Origin of the sequence: Qingrenia yutianensis (assembly GCF_014385105.1) — a bacterium.
Taxonomy (GTDB): Bacteria; Bacillota; Clostridia; order UMGS1810; family UMGS1810; genus Qingrenia; species Qingrenia yutianensis.
Window position 1 is genome coordinate 29774 of the sequence record NZ_JACRTE010000002.1, and the last position, 17936, is coordinate 47709.

The following is a 17936-nucleotide window of genomic DNA, read 5'->3' on the forward strand; positions in this document are numbered from 1 at the left end:
AAGAGGTTGCGCTATGAAAAAAATTGCATTTTTCGACACCAAGCCGTACGATAAAATTTATTTTGACAAATTTAAAGACGAATTCGGATTTGAAATTAAGTATTTTGAGTCTAAACTGAACCCCGATACAGCATATATTGCCGGAAAATACGACGCGGTATGCGCGTTTGTTAACGACGATTTGGGAAAAGACACCGTAAACGAACTTTATGACAACGGCATAAATATCGTTGCAATGCGCTGTGCCGGCTATAACAACGTTGATTTCAAGGAGGCATACGGCAAAGTACACGTCGTGCGCGTCCCGGCATATTCGCCGTACGCGGTTGCGGAGCACACAATGGCACTTCTTCTGTGCCTTAACCGAAAAATCCACCGCGCTTTTAACCGTACGCGCGAATACAATTTCAGCTTAAACTCGCTTATCGGATTTGACCTCAATCAAAAAACAATCGGCGTTGTGGGAACGGGCAAAATCGGCAGAACATTTATAAACATCTGCAAGGGATTCGGTCTTAACGTTATCGCATACGACGCGTTTCCTCAAAAAAATACCGATATAAACTACGTCACCCTTGACGAGCTTTTTGAAAAATCGGACATTATCTCACTGCACTGCCCGTTAACAAAGGAAACACATCATATGATTAACGAAAAAACCATTGAAAAAATGAAAAAAGGCGTGTATATTCTAAACACGTCGCGCGGTTCGCTTATCGACAGCGAGGCTCTGCTTAACGCGCTCAAAAGCAAGAAAATCGGCGCGGCGGGGTTGGACGTTTACGAGGAGGAAACCGAATTTTTCTACGAGGATTTTTCATACAAAATCATAAACGACGATATTTTGTCGGGACTTATCGCTATGCCCAACGTCATAATCACGTCGCACCAGGCATTTCTCACGCACGAGGCGCTGAAAAATATTGCTTACGTTACCCTTTCAAATTTATCGCGCTATTTCAACAACGAATTTTTGGAAAACGAAATCTGCTACAAATGCCAAAAATACGGCAAATGCGACAGAGAAAAAGAAAAGCGGTGTTTTTAAATGGCGATTGCATTCATAAGAACAATAATTTTGTATCTTTTGGTAATATGCGCAATGCGGATTATGGGCAAACGGCAAATCGGCGAGCTTCAGCCGTCCGAACTGGTGGTTGCAATTATGATTTCCGACCTTGCCACCGTTCCCGTGTCCGATATTGCAATTCCGCTTTTAAGCGGAGTTATACCCATTATGACGCTTATAGTTTTTGAAGTTAGCATATCGTTTTTGACGCTAAAAAGCGAGCGGGCGCGAAACATCATCACGGGAAAGCCGACGTATATCATAAAAGACGGAATTATTGCCGAAAAACATATGCGCGATATGCGCTACAACATTGAAGATTTGCTGGAAGAACTGCGCCTTAAAGACTGCCCGAACATTGCCGACGTTCACACCGCAATACTTGAAACAAACGGCGAATTGAGCGTTGTTTTAAAGTCGAACAAACGCGCAGTGACGCCCGAGGATTTAAAGATAAACCCCAAACAGGAAAACGTTCCGCTGGTGCTTATATCGGACGGAAAAATAAGGTTTAACCACTTAAAAGACTTAAATAAAGATATAAAATGGCTCAATCAAAAACTTGCCGACCGCAACATAAAAAACACCGCCGACGTGTTTTTGTTCTCGGTTGACTCGGACGGAATAATTACTATGCAGATAAGGGACGGTGCGAAAAATTAAAACTTATGTTTTTGTTATGATTTTGCTTGTTATAATCGTCGTGCTTTTGTTCTGCAATTATTTTTACATTGAAAAACGATGCAATGAACTTACTAACCGTTTAGATACGCTTGAAAAAAGCATTATTGATTTTGACGACGAAAAAATAAGCAAAAATCTTGAAGATGTTGAGTCGTACTGGCAGGACAAAAAAGATATGCTCCTTGCGTTTTCAAACCACAAATGCCTTGACGATATTTCGCAGACTTTTTTAAAAATCAGCGCGAAAATCGACACTCAAAGATACGGCGAGGCGCTCGAACAAATCCGTCTTGCGAAGCTTCACATCACCGATATTCTCACAAATGAAATACCGTCATTTGAAAATATTTTTTAGTTGACTTTTAAACTTCATTATGTTATACTGTGAGTTACACTGTCTTAACGACATTAAATTTTCGGAGGGATTATGCGGATACACCTATCGGAAAACTTTACCTATAATAAACTTATGCGTTTTGTTTTTCCGTCAATTATGATGATGGTTTTCTCGTCGCTGTACGGAATTGTGGACGGACTTTTTGTGTCAAACTACGTCGGCAAAACCGCGTTTGCGGCGGTCAACTTTATAATGCCGTTTCTTATGATACTCGGCACGTTCGGGTTTATGATAGGCACGGGCGGAAGCGCAGTCATTGCAAAAACGCTCGGTGAGGGCGACAAGAAAAAGGCAAACGAGCATTTTTCAATGCTGATTTACACAACGCTTATATTCGGTACGCTGTTTGCAATTTTGGGAATTGTGTTTATAAAGCCGATTACGCGCCTTCTAGGTGCGGACGAGCAGATGCTCGGCGACTGCGTTGAATACGGCACGATTATCCTTTGCGCACTGCCGTTTTTTATGCTCCAAAACGTGTTTCAAAGTTTTCTCGTTACGGCGGAAAAACCGCATATGGGACTATTTGTAACGGTTGCCGCCGGTGTTGCGAATATGGTTCTCGACTTTTTGCTTATTGTACCGTTTAAAATGGGTGTTGCCGGCGCGGCGATTGCAACGGCGGTAAGCCAGGCGGTGGGCGGTCTTATTCCGCTTGTATATTTTGCAAACAGCAAAAATTCAAGCCTTTTGCACCTCACAAAAGCGTCTGCCGATTTCAAAACACTCGGCAAGGTGTGCACAAACGGCTCGTCCGAGCTTATGACAAACGTTTCTATGTCGCTGGTTAACATTTTATACAACTTTCAGCTTATGCGACTTGAGGGCAAAGACGGCATTGCGGCGTTCGGTGTTATAATGTATGCAAACTGGATTTTCATTTCTATTTTTATAGGATATTCCATCGGCAGTGCGCCGATTGTCGGTTATAACTACGGTGCGAAAAACGACACGGAATTAAAGAATATTTTCAAAAAAAGTTTTGTAATTTTAACCGTTATGGGAATTTTGCTCACGGCAATTTCGGTTGCCTTTGCGCGTCCGCTTGCAGGAATTTTTATAGGCTACGACAAAACCCTGCTCGCGCTTACAGAACACGGATTAAGACTGTTTTCGCTCGCCTTTCTTGTGTGCGGATACAACATTTACGGCTCGGCATTTTTCACGGCGCTCAACAACGGCATTATTTCCGCGGCAATATCTTTTATGCGAACGCTTGTATTCCAGGCGGCAGTGGTAATTATTCTGCCGATTTTCTTTAAAACCGAGGGAATTTGGTTTTCGCTTTTGGTGTCGGAATTATTGGCATTTACTGTGACATTCGCCTTTATAACGGCAAAAAGAAAAGTTTACAACTATATGTAGAAATATAATATATACCGAAACAAAAAAATCCTTGCTTTTAAGTTTTTAAAAGCAAGGATTTTTAATTTTTCACAATGTTATTTTACTGCGGAAATTTTATGAATGTCGATAACCTTTTTGCTGTCCTCTTTAACTTCTTTGGTTTCCTTTGCGGAATTAGACAATATCTCCGACGCGTCGAAAACGGGGTCAGCCATAGGAGTTTTAAGCGTTGCGCCGATTTCTTTCTTGAGTTTTACGGGAATATCGTTTGCGCCGTCAAGCTTTGTTTCAAGCTCGGCTGCGCCCTCGTCGATAATTTTAACCTTATTCACAAACTCATTTGTCGTGTTCAAAAGCTTATCCAAAATTTCGGTGTAAAGCGCGCGTATGCCGACAACTTCGTTTTTCATATTCTCGCTGGAGAGTGCAACAAACGCCTCGTAATTTTCGATTTGCTCGGTAAGCTCCGACGCAACCTCTTTTCTCACCGCGTCCATATCGGCATACGCCTTTGAGCAGATTTCGCCCGCCGCACTGTACGCGTTTGCGGTGCTTAATTTTGCCTCGGCTCTCACCTTTTCCATTTCTTCGCAAAGCGCGGTGTTTTCTTCGGTTGCCTTTGCAAGCTCAAGCTTAACGCTTTCAAGCTCGGCTGCCTTTGCCGCCTCTTTTTTTGCCTCGGCAAGTTCTATCATAATATTGGTAAGCTTTAAATTAAGCTCTTCGTTTTCGTTTTTAAGCATTTCAAGCGCCGTATCAACTTCTTTTTTGTTGTATCCGAACAAACCTTTTTTCATTTAAGTTTTCATACCCTTTCGTTTTAAGTCGGTAAAAAGTATTCTACCATATTTTACATAATTCGTCAATATTACTTTATCAAATAATTCATAAATGCGACCGCAAAGTTGAAGTAAATCAAAATCGAGCAGGCGTCAACAATAGTTGTGATAAGCGGTGATGCCATAAGCGCCGGGTCAAGTCTGCATTTTTTCGCAAGTATCGGCAGTGCACAGCCCAAAAATTTTGCAAGAATAATTGTGCACATAAGCGTGACGCCGAGCACTATCGCAAGTGCATATGCGTTCACCGACGGATCGGAATTATACATAATTATAATTCTTACGCCGTTTACAACCGCCAAAACAACACCTACAAGCAATGCAATCCGTATTTCCTTAAACACGGCTTTCAAAAAGTCAGAGGTTTTGATTTCGTCAAGCGCAAGACCGCGGATTATAAGCACGGACGCCTGCGAACCGCAGTTTCCGCCTGTATCCATAAGCTGGGGAATGAACGAAACCAATAGCGGTATCGACGAAAACGCCGCCTCATACTGCGTTATAATCGTTCCGGTGAAAATTGCCGAAAGCATAAGGAACAAAAGCCACGGTATGCGGTTTTTTGCGTGCTGCCACACCGAGGTTTTAAAATATGTGTCCTCATTCGGCATAACCGCACCCATTTTTGTAATATCCTCTGTTGTTTCGTCCTGCAAAACGTCGATAGCGTCGTCGATTGTGACGATACCGACCAGCCTTTCCTCCTTGTCCACAACGGGGATTGCCAGAAAATCGTATTTGTCGAAAAGATTTGCAACGACCTCTTTATCCTCCGACGTGTCAACGCAGACGATATTTGTTTCCATTATATCTTCAATAACCACATTCTGCTCGGAAAGCATCAAATCTTTCGCGCTCACAATGCCGATAAGCTTTCGGCTTTTTGTGGTTACATACAGCGTGTATATCGTTTCTTTGTCAACGCCGTCTTTTCGTATGCGCTCAAACGCGTCGGCAACCGTCATATCCTTTTTAAGGTCTACAAACTCGGTTGTCATAATACTTCCGGCGCTGTCCTTGGGATAATTCAAAATTTCGTTTATCATTTCCCTTGTTTCGCTGTCGGTATATTTTAAAATTCGCTTTACCACATTTGCCGGCATTTCTTCGATAATATCAACCGTATCGTCGACGTAAAGCTCATTAAGCATTGCTTTAAGCTCGGTATCGCTGAACGATTTTATAAGATGCTCCTGCATATCGTGGTCCATTTCGACAAATGTTTCCGCGGCAAGTTCTTTGGGAAGTATTCTGAAAAGTATCGGCAAATGCTCAATGGGAATATCCGCCATAAGCACAGCCAAGTCATACGGATTTATGTCCAGCAACTCCTCTTTCAGCTGGGCATATCTTCTTTTTTCCAAGAGAAACAAAATTCTCTCCTGCATTTTTTCCTGCATTTTTATGCCTCCTTAAACTAACATTAGTATGCGCAGTTTAAAAGGACACAAAACACCGAAATTTATAACCAAAAATCAAATTTTGCGCACAAAGAGCAGTGCGCTTTTAAAAATTATTGAGCATAAATCAGGGGGTTTTATGTCGCCGCTGCCCGATGCGTTCATTCGATTTTCACCTCATTTAAAAACAAAATTTTATGCGGACATTTTTAGTACCGCATACGAGTAATATTATAACTCTTTTTTCGTCATTTGTCAACAAAAAAACTTATCCGAAAACAAGTCTGCACACCGCAACGCTTACGAAAATCCCGACAATATCGGCAATGAGCGCGCATTTCACGCTGTGGCGCATATTTTTGATTTTTACCGCACCGAAATAAACGCTCAATGTGTAAAACGTCGTTTCGGTCGACCCCATAAGTGTTGACACTGCACGTCCGACAAACGAATCGGTGCCGCAGGTTTTGAAAATGTCGGTTGCCATAGCGAGCGAACCGCTCCCTGATATTGGACGCAAAAGCGCGAACGGCACCATTTCCGCAGGGAAAGAAATAAGGCGTGCAAACGGCGTTACAATCGCAGTGAAAATATCCATCGCGCCCGAGCCTTTGAGCATATTTACCGCAACCAAAATGGCAAGTATCGGCGCAAAAATCGAAACCACCGTTTTAACGCCCTCTTTTGCGCCCTCGATAAACGCGTCGTAAACGTTCACCTTTTTATAAAGCGCATAGCCGACAAACAAAATCAGCATCATCGGCACGCACATTGACGAAATTCTGCTCATAACCGCCTCCTGCCGGCGCTTGCATACACACTTGTCAGCGCACAGGCGCAAAACGCGGTTATTACGGAGGTTATCCACACGGGAACGATAATTTCGGACGGATTTTGCGAGCCGAGCGACGAGCGGATTGCAATAAGCGTCGACGGAATAAGCTGGATTGACGCGGTGTTGAGCACAACAAACATACACATTTCGTTGCTTGCCGTGCCTTTTTTCGGATTTATCCTGTCCAGCTCGTTCATTGCCTTAAGTCCGAGCGGTGTTGCGGCATTTGCAAGCCCAAGAATGTTTGCCAGCATATTCATAGAAATTGCCGCGAGCGCAGGCGAATTTTTGTCAAGACGCGGAAAAAGCACGCGCGTGAGCGGACGTATCAGCTTTGCAAAAACCTTTGTAAGTCCGCTTTTTTCGGCGATTTTGAGCATACCGCACCACATCACCACCGCGCCCGAAAACGATAAAACCGTTGTCACCGCGCCGTTTGAGCCGTCAAAAAGCGCGTTTGTCACGCCGTCGATTTTTCCCGTTGCAAATCCGCACACGATTGAAATTATAACCAAAAATCCCCATATATAGTTGAGCAACGCTATCCCCCCTATTAAACAATATTACAGTCACATTAAAAAAATTCGCGAAATCATTGACGCGCAAAAATTTTTAAAATAAAATGTACTTGTATAAAACTTTTTACGGCATTTTGCAGTCTAAGCTAATGAAAGGAGGCAATACAAGATGTCGACACGAAAAGCCTTTGAAAAATTTATGGAGGGTAACATAGATAACGCCTACCGATTTGCATACACCTTTGTGAAAAACAAACCGGACGCGGAGGATATTTTGTCCGAGAGCGCGGTAAAAGCACTCAAGGCGATTAAAACCTTAAAAGACGAAAAATACTTAAAAAGCTGGTTTTACAAGATAATCACAAACACCGCGATTACGCACATAAACCGCGGGAGGAAAGTTGTCAGCGTAGATTTTTCGCAGTGCGAAGAAATTGCGCACAACGACGAAACAAACCTTGAATTTTTCGATATTTTAAAGGATTTAAGCATTCAGGACAGGAGCATTATAGTTTTAAAAATTTTGGAGAATATGAAGTTTTGTGAAATCGCCGAAATTTTAAAGCTTAACGAAAGCACCGTCAAAACGCGTTATTACAAGGCGCTCAAAGCACTTAAAATTGATTTGGAGGGCGAAATTTATGGATAAAATCAAACTTTTAAAAGACGAATATCAAAAAATAAACATTGACAAAAAATTTAAGGAAAGGACGATTTGTATGATTAAAAACAAAAACAGAAAAAAATTAGTTCTAAAACTTTGCTCGTCAATCGCGGCAAGTATTGTAATTCTCGGCACTGCGGCGGTCAATCTCTCCCCCACTCTCGCGTATGCCGCAAAAGATATACCCGTTTTAAAGGATATTGTAAGAGTTGTTACTCTCGGCAGATACGAGGCTAACGAAAACGGATACAGTGCGGAAATCGCGTCGCCGAAAATTGAGGGACTTTTAGACAAGGAGCTTGAAAACAGGCTTAACAAAGAGTTTAAAGACAACGCGGACGCGCTTATTTCGGCATACGAAAACGACGTCAAGGAGCTGAAAAAAGAATTCGGTGACGAAACAATTCATATGGGTGTAAAATCCGACTACATCATAAAAACCGACAACGACAATTATCTGTCGCTCGACGTTTACATCCTAAACGTCGCGGGTTCGTCGTCAACAAAGCACACCTTCTACACAATCGACAAGAAATCGGGAAAACTTGTGACGTTAAAATCACTTTTTAAAGACAATGCCGACTATATCACGCCGATCAGCAACTACATCAGAGGCGAAATGAAACGCATAAACAATGAAGAAAACGGCGCGTTCTGGATTGAAAAGGACGAATTTAACTTTGATATATTTGAAAAAATCAAGCCCAACCAGAATTTTTACATCAATTCCGACAATAAATTGGTAATTTGCTTTGACAAATATGACGTTGCGGCGGGCGCGCAAGGCAGTCCCGAATTTGTAATTCCGGACAGTGTAATCAAAGACATTTTAAGATGATTTTTCCCCGTTTTAAAGCCTGTCGGCGCAAATCCGACAGGCTTGTGACGTATTTGTGTCCAATAGGTGACAAAATATTACAATTAAGTAACAAATAAGATTTTTTTCGATTTTGTATTGACATTATTTACAATATATGGTAATATATCTTAGCAAGCTTGAGGGACATAAAAAAGAGTACATAGACGTATGCGATTTGAGCCGCTTATAAAATCCAATTATTCGGGATTGACGTTTATTTTAACGGCAATCCAAAGCGATGTGTTACACCTCAAATTCGAAATTCGGTTTATTACTATTTTCTCTCTACGCCGGCATTAGAGAGCCGAACCTCGTATGCCTAGCCACTTCTTGCTTATTACCCTTAAGCAAAAATTTTATTACAAAGGAAGTGTTTAAAATGCTCAAATCTACGGGCATAGTACGACAGGTGGATGAATTAGGAAGAATTACCCTTCCTATCGAGCTTCGAAGAACGCTCGAAATCAACGAAAAGGACAGTCTTGAAATTTTTGTTGAAGGTAATACAATAGTTCTTAAAAAATATGAACCGTCTTGTATGTTCTGCGGTAACGCGCGGAATGTTATTTCATACAAAGACCGGAATATTTGCTCTGACTGCCTTGAAGAACTAAAGAACTTTAACGCGTAAGTTACGCGGCGCAAGCTGACATAGAAAGGACTTACCACCCTTTTCATTTCAGCTTCATATCATACGTAATATGTGCTATTTTATTTATTAACCAGTTTTTGATGGGGTTTAACCTGTGATATATAGAAGACCGCTCGGAAGAAAAATCCGGGCGTTTTGTTTTTACGGCAAAAAAACAAGCCGGATTTTTTACATTTCCGGCTTGCTTTTTATTCTATGCGGTAACGATTTTGCTGTCCGCGTGAAGATTAAATTTATCAACCGCTGTTTCGCGCATTTTATATTTCAAAATTTTTCCTGCCGCGTTCATAGGAAATTCATCTACAAAATCAACGTATCTGGGAACTTTATGTTTCGCCATATGGCTCTTTACAAACTCCTTGATTTCGTCCTCGGTCGCGGTTTCACCCTCTTTTAAGATTATGCACGCCATAATTTCCTCGCCGTACTGCTTGTCGGGCACGCCGATAACCTGAACGTCCTTAACTTTCTCGTGAGTGTAAATAAATTCCTCAATTTCTTTCGGGTAAATATTTTCACCGCCTCGGATAATCATATCTTTGATACGTCCGGTAATCTTATAATTTCCGTCCGCGGTTTTGCGCGCCAAATCGCCGGTATGAAGCCAGCCGTCTTTGTCGATTGCCGCCGCAGTAGCCTCGGGCATTTTGTAGTAACCTTTCATAATGTTGTACCCGCGTGCCACAAACTCGCCGTCGGTGTTTACGGGAAGTTCCTCATTCGTTTCGGGGTCTACTATTTTGCACTCAACGCCGAAAATGTTTGAACCTACCGTGTTAACCCTTGTTTCGAGAGAATCTGTCGTTTTGCTCATCGTACAGCCGGGCGATGCCTCTGTCTGACCGTATGTTATGCAGATTTCTTTCATATTCATTTTGTTTACGACGTCCTCCATAACCTTAACGGGACACGGACTGCCTGCCATAATTCCCGTTCTCATATGCGAGAAGTCAGTTTTTGTAAAGTTTTCATTTTCCAGCATAGCGATAAACATTGTTGGAACACCGTGAAAAGCGGTGATTTGCTCTTTATTTATGCAAGCCAAGCCTTTGCGCGGTGAAAATGCCGTTATCGGCGACATTGTGGTTGCGTGAGTAACCGAGGCGGTCATAGCAAGTACCATTCCGAAACAGTGGAACATCGGCACCTGAATCATCATTTTGTCGGCTGTGGACAAATCCATACAGTCGCCGATTGCTTTTCCGTTGTTTACAACGTTGTAATGCGTGAGCATAACGCCTTTCGGAAATCCCGTTGTGCCCGACGTGTACTGCATATTGCAGACGTCATTTTTATGCACCTTCATACGCATTTTTTCAACCTCAGAAATATCAACCGTTTCGGCAAGTTTCATAGCGTCGTCCCAAGTGTAGCAGCCGTTGTTTTTGCTGTCGACCGTGACAACGTTTTTCAGCACGGGAAGTCTTTTGCTCTTTAAATCGCCCGGGTCGCATTCTTCAAGCTCAGGGCAGATTTCCTTGATGATTTCTATATAATTTGAGTCTTTGTAGCCGTCAATCATAACCAAAGTCTGCGTGTCGGACTGTCTTAACAGATACTCCGCCTCGTGCACCTTGTATGCGGTATTAACGGTAACAAGCACCGCACCGATTTTGGTTGTCGCCCAAAATGTTATATACCACGCAGGAATATTTGTCGCCCAAATTGCAACGTGGTCTCCTTTTTTAACGCCCATCGCGATAAGCGAACGCGCAAAGGTGTCAACGTCGTCGCGGAATTCGGGATATGTTCTCGTATAGTCAAACTCGGTGTAGCGGAAAGCGTACTGATTGGGAAATTCCTTGCACACGCGGTCAAGCACGTCGGGGAAAGTTTCGTCAATAAGTCTTTCCTTTTTCCAGATATATTTTCCCTTGCCGTCCTTGCTGTCAAAAAGCGTGTGAGCCATTTTTTTGTACGGCTCCATAAAGTTTGCAAAATGAGGAAATACGATACCTGCGTCGCAAAGTTCTCTCGCCCATCTTTTTACCCATTCGAGCGAAATATAGCCGTCGTAACCTGTTTTTTCAAGCTCGGTGAGCATTGCATCAAGAGGCAAATCGCCCTCACCCATAAGGCGGTATTCGCATTTTCCGCCAATCATAACGCTGTCTTTTGCGTGAACAAATTTTATGTAGCTTCCGAGGTTTTCAATGGTCGTATGCGGCTGCTCGTTTGCATATCTGTACGGGTGATGCAAATCCCACAGCGCTGCAACATACGGGCTGTTCACGTCGTCCAAAAGCTTTCTCAAACGTTTTGTATCGGCATAAACACCGTTTGTTTCAACAAGCAGTGTAATATTTTTTCCGTCTGCGATTTTCGCAAGGTCGAGCAAAACTTTTTTAACATATTCGTCGTCAACCTCGCCCTCGGGCATCGGCTCAATATCACCCAGAATACGAATATACGGCGTGTTGAGCTTTTGCGCAAGCTCGATATATTTTGTAATTTCAAAAATAATCTCGTCATAATTTTCTTTGAATTTTAACGCACAGCCTGACGAAAGGCAGGGAATTTCAAGACCCAACTCATTTAGCTTTGACAGCGTTTTGTCAATTTTGGAATCGGTAAACGGCTTTGCGGTGACTGCAAAAATGTCGTCGCCCAGGCCTCTGACTTCAATTCCGTCAAATTTCAAGTCTTTTGCCATCGAGTAAATGTCTTCCCAGCTAAAGTACGGGCAAGCCAGTGTTGAAAAACTAAGCTTCATAAGTTGGTCTTCCTTCCTTGATATAAATTTTCAAACCGTAAAAAAGTTTGATTACTTTATATTACCACATTTTTCTCGGTATTTCAACACAAAAATTCAATAATAAACCTCTTTTTAATGCAAATTAAGATGTGCAAATATAACAAAAAAGATAAAAAATTTTTTGTTTGACTTAAAACGTAAAACGCATTATAATATAAGTGTAATGAAATTTACCGTTAGCCGAAAGAAAGCAAAAGGTGAAGATATGGCGAAAATCAAAATAAAAAAAGGCTTTGTTTTAAACGAAATAGACGGCGAATATATCGTTGCGGCGACGGGCAAACGCTCGCGCACGTTCGGAGGATATATCTGCCTTAACCATACAGGAAAATTTTTGTGGGACATCATTTCAAAAGGCACCGAAAAAGATACTCTCTACAAAAATTTTGCAGAGGAATTCGGAATAGATTACACCACCGCAAAAGATGACGCGGACGCGTTTTTGTCAAAGCTTGAAGGGGCGGATATTATTGAGCGGTAACAAAAGCAGGGAATTTTCAATAAACAAGCTCCGCACAGTTATGGACAGCGTAATAAATACCGGCGGTGAATTTAAAATGATTTCGCGCGGAACGAGTATGCTCCCTATGCTCCGCGACGGCGTTGACACCGTTGTGGTTGTAAAGGCAAATACGCCTCTTAAAATCGGCGACGTTCCGCTGTATATACGCGAAAACGGCGAATATGTTCTTCACAGAATTATAAAGGTGCGAAAAGACGGTTATGTTCTTCGCGGAGATAATCAAACCGTTTCGGAATATCCGATTTGCGAAAATCAAATCGTCGGGGTTCTTACGGCATACATAAAAGACGGCAAACGCATTGAATGTACCGATTTAAAATACCGCATTTATGCGTTTTACGTTGTGCATTTTATGTATTTCAGGCTTTTTTACAAAAAATCAATGCGTCTTGCACGACGTATTTTTGGAAAAATGAAACGCGTGATAAAACGCATTATTTTAGCCGAAAGAAAGTAATCCGAACGTTTTAAACGTTCGGATTTTTTATTTAATCTTCTGATGTTATAACGAGCAAAAGTCCTTTTTCAAAGATAATTTCGGCGTCTGTATCGGTAAATTCATTGCTTATGCCGATTGAATCGCCCATTGTAAGCGTAAAACCGCAAAGCGGATATTTTAAGCCTTTAAGCGTCACTCCGCACACGTTTTCGGTGAGCGGAACGAGCGACAGCCTCCGTCCGTGTTCGGGCGGAATTTTTATGCTTTTATCGGTCAGAAAAACCTTGTTTTTTTCATTCAAAACCGTACCTTTCACGCCTTTTTCGAGCATATATTTTAAAAGCATTATGTTTGCAAGCGAATGGTCAATCCGTCCGCCCAGCGCGCCGATAAGCGTTATGTCGCGAAAACCTTTTTCAACGGCAAAATCTACCGCAATATGCGTATCGGTGGCATTTTTTTCAATCTTAAATTTTTTAATATCCTTACATTCGTCCAAAAATCCCGACTTTTCTATTTCGTCAAAATTGCACGAGTCAAAATCGCCAAGAAACATATCGGGTTTAATGTTCAACTTCTGCAAAAGATAAATTCCGCCGTCGGCGCAGATGATGTATTTTCCGCGCAGAATTTCACGGTAAAATTCTGAGTTTTCAAACTTTCCGCCCGACACTATAACAGCTTTGTCACTCATAAGATGCTCCTAAAATTTCTTTAAACTTTCAACCGCTTTTCTAACGTCATCCGCCTTAAACACGCTCGAACCCGCAACTATAACGTTCGCGCCCGCGTCAACGACCGATTTTATGTTGTCCTCACCGATACCGCCGTCAACCTCGATGTCAATATTTTTGTCCATCAGGCGGATCTTTTTAATTTTGTCAATGCTTTCGGGCATAAACTTCTGACCTCCGAACCCCGGCTCGACGCTCATTACAAGCGCCATATCAATATCGGGCAAAAACTTTTCCAAAACCTCCGCGTCCGTTTTAGGCTTAATGGAAATTCCGAGTTTTTTGCCTGCCGATTTAACCGCATTTTTTATGTATTCAAAATCCATATTGCACTCGTAATGCACGGTGATGATGTCCGCGCCCGATTTTAGGAAAACGTCAACGTATTTCTCGGGATTTTCAATCATAAGGTGCACGTCAAGCACAAGATTTGTGTGCTTTTTTATGCACTTTACAATGTCGGGTCCAAAGGTTATATTGGGTACAAAATGCCCGTCCATAACGTCAATATGAACGTAATCCGCACCGCCTATCTTTTCAATTTCGTCTTTAAGACACGCAAAGTCGGCTGCAAGCACCGACGGTGAAAGTTTTATCATTGTTGTCCCCTTTTTTACCTTCTTTTGTCTATTTATATTCGTTTTCCTTCTGCTTTAAATATTCGTAAAAAACACGGTAGCTCTCATACCTCGACGGCGGAATTTCGCCGTTTTCAACCGCATTTTTAATACCGCAGTCGCGCTCGTTCAAGTGTCTGCAATCCGAAAATTTACACCCGTCGGCATAACTTAAAAATTCAGGATAATACCGCCATAACTCCTCCGACGGAAATTTAGGCAAATCAAGCATACTGAAACCCGGCGTATCGGCAAGATACGAACCGTCGGCGTATTCCAAAAGTTCAACGCACCGCGTTGTGTGCTTTCCGCGGCTTAATTTTTTGCTGATGTTTCCCGTCTGCAAATCAAGCCCCGTAAGCTTCTTTAATATACTCGACTTTCCAACACCCGAAAAACCTGCAAAAGCCGTAACTTTCTTGTTTATCAACCCTTTCAGCTCGTCAATTCCGACGTTTGAAAGCGTGCTTGTAACAATGGTTTTTACGTCCGCGTTTTCATAGATTTTGCATATTTTCTCCGCGTCGGCGCTGTCGCACAAATCCGACTTGTTAATGCACAAAATTGCCTCAACACCGTTGTTTTTTGCGATAAGAAGCATTTTGTCGATAAACAAAAGGTCGGGATTAGGATTTTTGACCGCCGCAACAAGCACAAGAGTGTCGATATTCGATATGGGCGGACGGACGAAAAAGTTTTTGCGTTTGCCGATTTTTTTAACCGTTCCGCTTCCGTTTTCGTCTATGTCTATGTCAGCAAAATCCCCTACCGTAGGCACTTTCGCCTCATTCCGAAATTTTCCGCGCGCACGGCATTCTATAATGCCTATATCGGTTTTGACATAGTAAAATCCGCCTATTCCCTTTATAATTGTGCCGTTTTTCGTTAGCATATTTAAAAAAATCCTTTAATCAAAATTTACAGTTTTCGTCACCTTTTTTACGCCGTCGATATGCACTTCAAACGTTTTTGTGCCGGTACCCGTGAGCGTTGCCGAATATTCGGGCGTTTTTGACGGGTCAACCGTAACGGCGGACACAACTCTGCCTCCCGTAACGATTTTAATTTCAACAGGTTTTGAATAGCCCGATAAATCAATGGTGAGTGTTTTTGTCTTTGCCGCGGGAGGCTGCGTTGTCGGGTTCTGCGCTGTGCTCTCGTTTCCTTTGCTTACGGTAAGAGTTACCGACGTGCCTTTTTTCGCACCGCCGTTTATGCTCTGCGAAATGACCGTTCCGCTTGCTTTATCCGAAGTTTTCTCGTTTTTTTCAACCTTAAATCCTGCGTTTTCAAGTTCTGATTTTGCCTCGTCATAGGTTTTTCCAACAACCTGCGGAACCATAATTTCTTCTTCATCCGCCTTTTTAACAGCGACGTAAAGTGTAACGCTGTCGCCTTTTTCAAGCTTTGTTTTCGCGCTCGGGCTTTGGCGGATAACCTCGCCCTCCGACGCTGACTCGCTCTTCTCTTCGGACTTTGTAACCTTAAGTCCGAGCTTTGTAAGCTCTTTTTCCGCACTGTCGAAATCTCTGCCCTTGTAATCGCTCAAAACTATTTCCGTCGGCTCTTTTCCGCTTATAACAACGCTGATTTTTTCAAGCGTTGCAACCGTCATATCCGCTTTGGGCGACTGTTCTATAATCGTGCCGTCCTCTTCTGTGCTTTCCTTATATTCAAGCACTTCGATAACCGCACCGTTGTCTTTTGCAACTTTTTCCGCTCCTTCAAGCGTCATCCCCATAACGCTGGGAACTTTTATGTTTCCGGAATTCTGCGAACCGAAAAACATAAATCCGAAAACAACAGTGAGCACGCCGACAATCAAAAGCGAAGTGAGCATTGCAAAAACCACCGCTTTTTTGTCGCCTTTTTCGCCGTTATTTCCTTTTTTTGAGGTGTTTGAGCCTTTTTTCCTTATGTTTTCGGGCATAACATCAAGCTCCTCTCTTTTAACTATCGGCGCAATTTTTCTTGTTGCGTCCGCATCGTCGTCAGTCGGCGTGTTAACCACCGACGGCGCGTCAAGATTAGGATTTTTAAGTATTGCATAAAGGTCGTCGGATAAATCCTCCACCGACTGATAGCGGTAACGCGTTTCCTTTGCCATTGCCTTGAAGGTCACGCCCTCAACGCACTGCGGAACGTCGCTCACCTGCTCGCAAATCGACCTCGGCGCTTCTTCAATCTGCTTCATCGCCACCGCAACGGGTGTGTCGCCCGTGAACGGAACTTTTCCGACAAGCATTTCATACATAACAACGCCGAGCGAATAAATGTCGGATTTTTCATCAACATAACCGCCCCTTGCCTGCTCGGGCGAAAAATAGTGCACCGAGCCGAGAACGTCGTCCGACGCCGCAACGGTTGAAGTGGTTGTGGCACGTGCGATACCGAAATCGGTAACCTTAATCGCGCCCGTTGACGTAACTATAATATTGTGCGGTTTTATGTCGCGGTGCACGATATGTTTTTTGTGCGCCGCCGCAAGACCGTGGCAAATTTCGATTGTGATGCTGACCGCCTCGCGCCACGGAATTCTTCCCTTTTTCTCAATATACTGTTTGAGCGTCACGCCCTCGACATATTCCATAACGATATAGTGAATACCGCCCTCTTTGCCGACGTCGTAAACCGACACAATATTCGGGTGCGTAAGACTTGCCGCCGCCTGTGCCTCAATGTTGAACCGCCTTACAAATTCCTCGTTATCCGTCAAATCTTCTCTTAAAACTTTTATAGCAACAATTCTGTTCAAAAGTCTGCATCGCGCCTTATAAACAACTGCCATACCGCCTTTGCCGATTTCCTCCAGAATTTCGTATCTTCCGCCAAGTATTTTGCCAACCATATTTTTACACCTCTTTATCCTAAATCAAAATTTAACCGCCGCAACGGTGATATTGTCAAGTCCGCCGCGCTCGTTTGCCCTGTCTACAAGCTTTTTAACCGCATCTTTAAGGTCAATTTCACTCGTAACAATGCTCTTTATCTCGTCTTTTCCCACCATATTTGAAAGTCCGTCGGTGCAAATAACAATCATATCTCCGCTTTTTGCCTTGAATTTGTAAAAATCGGTTTCCACATCAGCATTTGTGCCGACCGCACGCGTGATGAGGTTTTTGTTCGGGTGGTTTTCCGCCTCTTTTTCGCTTATTTCACCGAGGTCGATAAGCTCCTGCACAACCGAATGGTCTTTCGTCACCTGGTTGATTTTGTCCTGCGTAATGTGATACAGTCTGCTGTCGCCCACATTTGCAATATAGAGGTTTTCGTTCTCGACAATGCACAAAACCACCGTTGTGCCCATACCGAGAAGATGACTGTCCTCTTTTGCGGCGGCATAAACCGTTTTGTTGGCAAGCTCGATTGCGTTTTTCAAAAGATTTTTAATGTCGCCCTCGTTCTTCCATTCAAAGTTCTTGTCAAAACACGATTTTATGCAGTCGACCGTCATTTTGCTTGCAACCGCACCGCCTCTGTGACCGCCCATACCGTCGGCAACAATAATATACCCGATGTTTTTTGTAAACTCGGATACAAAATAACTGTCCTCATTTGCCAGTCTTTTTTTACCGATGTCCGAATATGCTGCGCTTATCATTTT

Annotated in this window: 19 protein-coding genes; 9 read left to right on the forward strand and 10 right to left on the reverse strand. The window is 42.8% G+C overall.

Annotated elements, in window-relative coordinates; genetic code table 11:
* Positions 1–13 precede the first annotated feature (13 nt).
* The 4 genes from H8706_RS02025 to H8706_RS02040 all read left to right on the forward strand — a co-directional run bounded on the left by H8706_RS02025 (position 14) and on the right by H8706_RS02040 (position 3515).
* Positions 14–1048 (forward strand): 2-hydroxyacid dehydrogenase, encoded by a 1035-nt coding sequence (locus tag H8706_RS02025; RefSeq protein ID WP_262431306.1) that lies wholly within the window; start codon positions 14–16, stop codon positions 1046–1048.
* Complete coding sequence (locus tag H8706_RS02030) at positions 1049–1732, forward strand: DUF421 domain-containing protein (protein ID WP_262431307.1); 684 nt, start codon at positions 1049–1051, stop codon at positions 1730–1732.
* Positions 1719–2108, forward strand: a complete 390-nt coding sequence (locus tag H8706_RS02035) for a DUF4363 family protein (protein WP_262431308.1) — start codon at positions 1719–1721, stop codon at positions 2106–2108. Before H8706_RS02030 ends, H8706_RS02035 begins: the two co-directional genes overlap by 14 nt.
* A gap of 72 nt (positions 2109–2180) precedes the next feature.
* Positions 2181–3515, forward strand: a complete 1335-nt coding sequence (locus tag H8706_RS02040; protein ID WP_262431309.1) for an MATE family efflux transporter — start codon at positions 2181–2183, stop codon at positions 3513–3515.
* Positions 3516–3592: 77 nt separating this feature from the next.
* Here H8706_RS02040 and H8706_RS02045 read toward each other — a convergent pair whose 3' ends face one another.
* From H8706_RS02045 to H8706_RS02060, 4 genes are all read right to left on the reverse strand, one after another.
* Positions 3593–4294 carry a hypothetical protein gene (locus H8706_RS02045; RefSeq protein WP_262431310.1) on the reverse strand — a complete coding sequence of 234 codons (702 nt, stop codon included), beginning with the start codon at positions 4292–4294 and terminating at the stop codon, positions 3593–3595.
* A gap of 71 nt (positions 4295–4365) precedes the next feature.
* Entirely contained in the window at positions 4366–5736 is a 1371-nt protein-coding gene (gene mgtE / locus H8706_RS02050) for a magnesium transporter (protein WP_262431311.1), read from the reverse strand.
* Positions 5737–6004: 268 nt separating this feature from the next.
* Positions 6005–6526, reverse strand: a complete 522-nt coding sequence (locus H8706_RS02055; protein WP_262431312.1) for a spore maturation protein — start codon at positions 6524–6526, stop codon at positions 6005–6007.
* Positions 6523–7110 carry a nucleoside recognition domain-containing protein gene (locus H8706_RS02060; RefSeq protein ID WP_262431313.1) on the reverse strand — a complete coding sequence of 196 codons (588 nt, stop codon included), beginning with the start codon at positions 7108–7110 and terminating at the stop codon, positions 6523–6525. The genes H8706_RS02055 and H8706_RS02060 overlap by 4 nt, the downstream gene beginning before the upstream one ends.
* Before the next feature lie 148 nt (positions 7111–7258).
* On the opposite strand from H8706_RS02060, the gene H8706_RS02065 reads away from it, so the two are divergent.
* From H8706_RS02065 to H8706_RS02075, 3 genes are all read left to right on the forward strand, one after another.
* On the forward strand, positions 7259–7738 hold the full coding sequence (locus H8706_RS02065; protein ID WP_262431314.1) for an RNA polymerase sigma factor: 480 nt from the start codon (positions 7259–7261) through the stop codon (positions 7736–7738).
* The gene (locus H8706_RS02070; protein ID WP_262431315.1) at positions 7731–8591 is read left to right on the forward strand and encodes an anti-sigma-V factor rsiV; all 861 of its coding nucleotides are present in this window, start codon (positions 7731–7733) and stop codon (positions 8589–8591) included. Before H8706_RS02065 ends, H8706_RS02070 begins: the two co-directional genes overlap by 8 nt.
* Positions 8592–8991: 400 nt before the next feature.
* Positions 8992–9243, forward strand: coding sequence for an AbrB/MazE/SpoVT family DNA-binding domain-containing protein (locus H8706_RS02075; protein ID WP_178348214.1), 252 nt, complete (start codon positions 8992–8994; stop codon positions 9241–9243).
* A gap of 214 nt (positions 9244–9457) precedes the next feature.
* Here H8706_RS02075 and H8706_RS02080 read toward each other — a convergent pair whose 3' ends face one another.
* On the reverse strand, positions 9458–11977 hold the full coding sequence (locus H8706_RS02080) for an AMP-binding protein (protein WP_262431316.1): 2520 nt from the start codon (positions 11975–11977) through the stop codon (positions 9458–9460).
* Positions 11978–12182: 205 nt separating this feature from the next.
* Between H8706_RS02080 and H8706_RS02085 the strand changes: the two genes are divergently transcribed.
* The gene (locus H8706_RS02085; RefSeq protein WP_262431317.1) at positions 12183–12500 is read left to right on the forward strand and encodes a PqqD family protein; all 318 of its coding nucleotides are present in this window, start codon (positions 12183–12185) and stop codon (positions 12498–12500) included.
* The gene (locus H8706_RS02090; protein WP_262431318.1) at positions 12490–12999 is read left to right on the forward strand and encodes a S24/S26 family peptidase; all 510 of its coding nucleotides are present in this window, start codon (positions 12490–12492) and stop codon (positions 12997–12999) included. Before H8706_RS02085 ends, H8706_RS02090 begins: the two co-directional genes overlap by 11 nt.
* A gap of 31 nt (positions 13000–13030) precedes the next feature.
* Here H8706_RS02090 and H8706_RS02095 read toward each other — a convergent pair whose 3' ends face one another.
* The 5 genes from H8706_RS02095 to H8706_RS02115 are packed head-to-tail and all read right to left on the reverse strand — an operon-like array spanning position 13031 to position 17933.
* The gene (locus H8706_RS02095; RefSeq protein WP_262431319.1) at positions 13031–13675 is read right to left on the reverse strand and encodes a thiamine diphosphokinase; all 645 of its coding nucleotides are present in this window, start codon (positions 13673–13675) and stop codon (positions 13031–13033) included.
* A gap of 9 nt (positions 13676–13684) precedes the next feature.
* The gene (rpe, locus tag H8706_RS02100) at positions 13685–14314 is read right to left on the reverse strand and encodes a ribulose-phosphate 3-epimerase (protein ID WP_262431320.1); all 630 of its coding nucleotides are present in this window, start codon (positions 14312–14314) and stop codon (positions 13685–13687) included.
* Positions 14315–14342: 28 nt separating this feature from the next.
* Positions 14343–15224, reverse strand: coding sequence for a ribosome small subunit-dependent GTPase A (gene rsgA, locus H8706_RS02105; protein WP_262431321.1), 882 nt, complete (start codon positions 15222–15224; stop codon positions 14343–14345).
* Positions 15225–15239: 15 nt separating this feature from the next.
* Positions 15240–17180, reverse strand: coding sequence for a Stk1 family PASTA domain-containing Ser/Thr kinase (pknB, locus tag H8706_RS02110; protein ID WP_262431322.1), 1941 nt, complete (start codon positions 17178–17180; stop codon positions 15240–15242).
* 24 nt (positions 17181–17204) lie between these two features.
* Positions 17205–17933 carry a Stp1/IreP family PP2C-type Ser/Thr phosphatase gene (locus H8706_RS02115; RefSeq protein WP_262431323.1) on the reverse strand — a complete coding sequence of 243 codons (729 nt, stop codon included), beginning with the start codon at positions 17931–17933 and terminating at the stop codon, positions 17205–17207.
* Between the last annotated feature and the right edge of the window lie 3 nt (positions 17934–17936).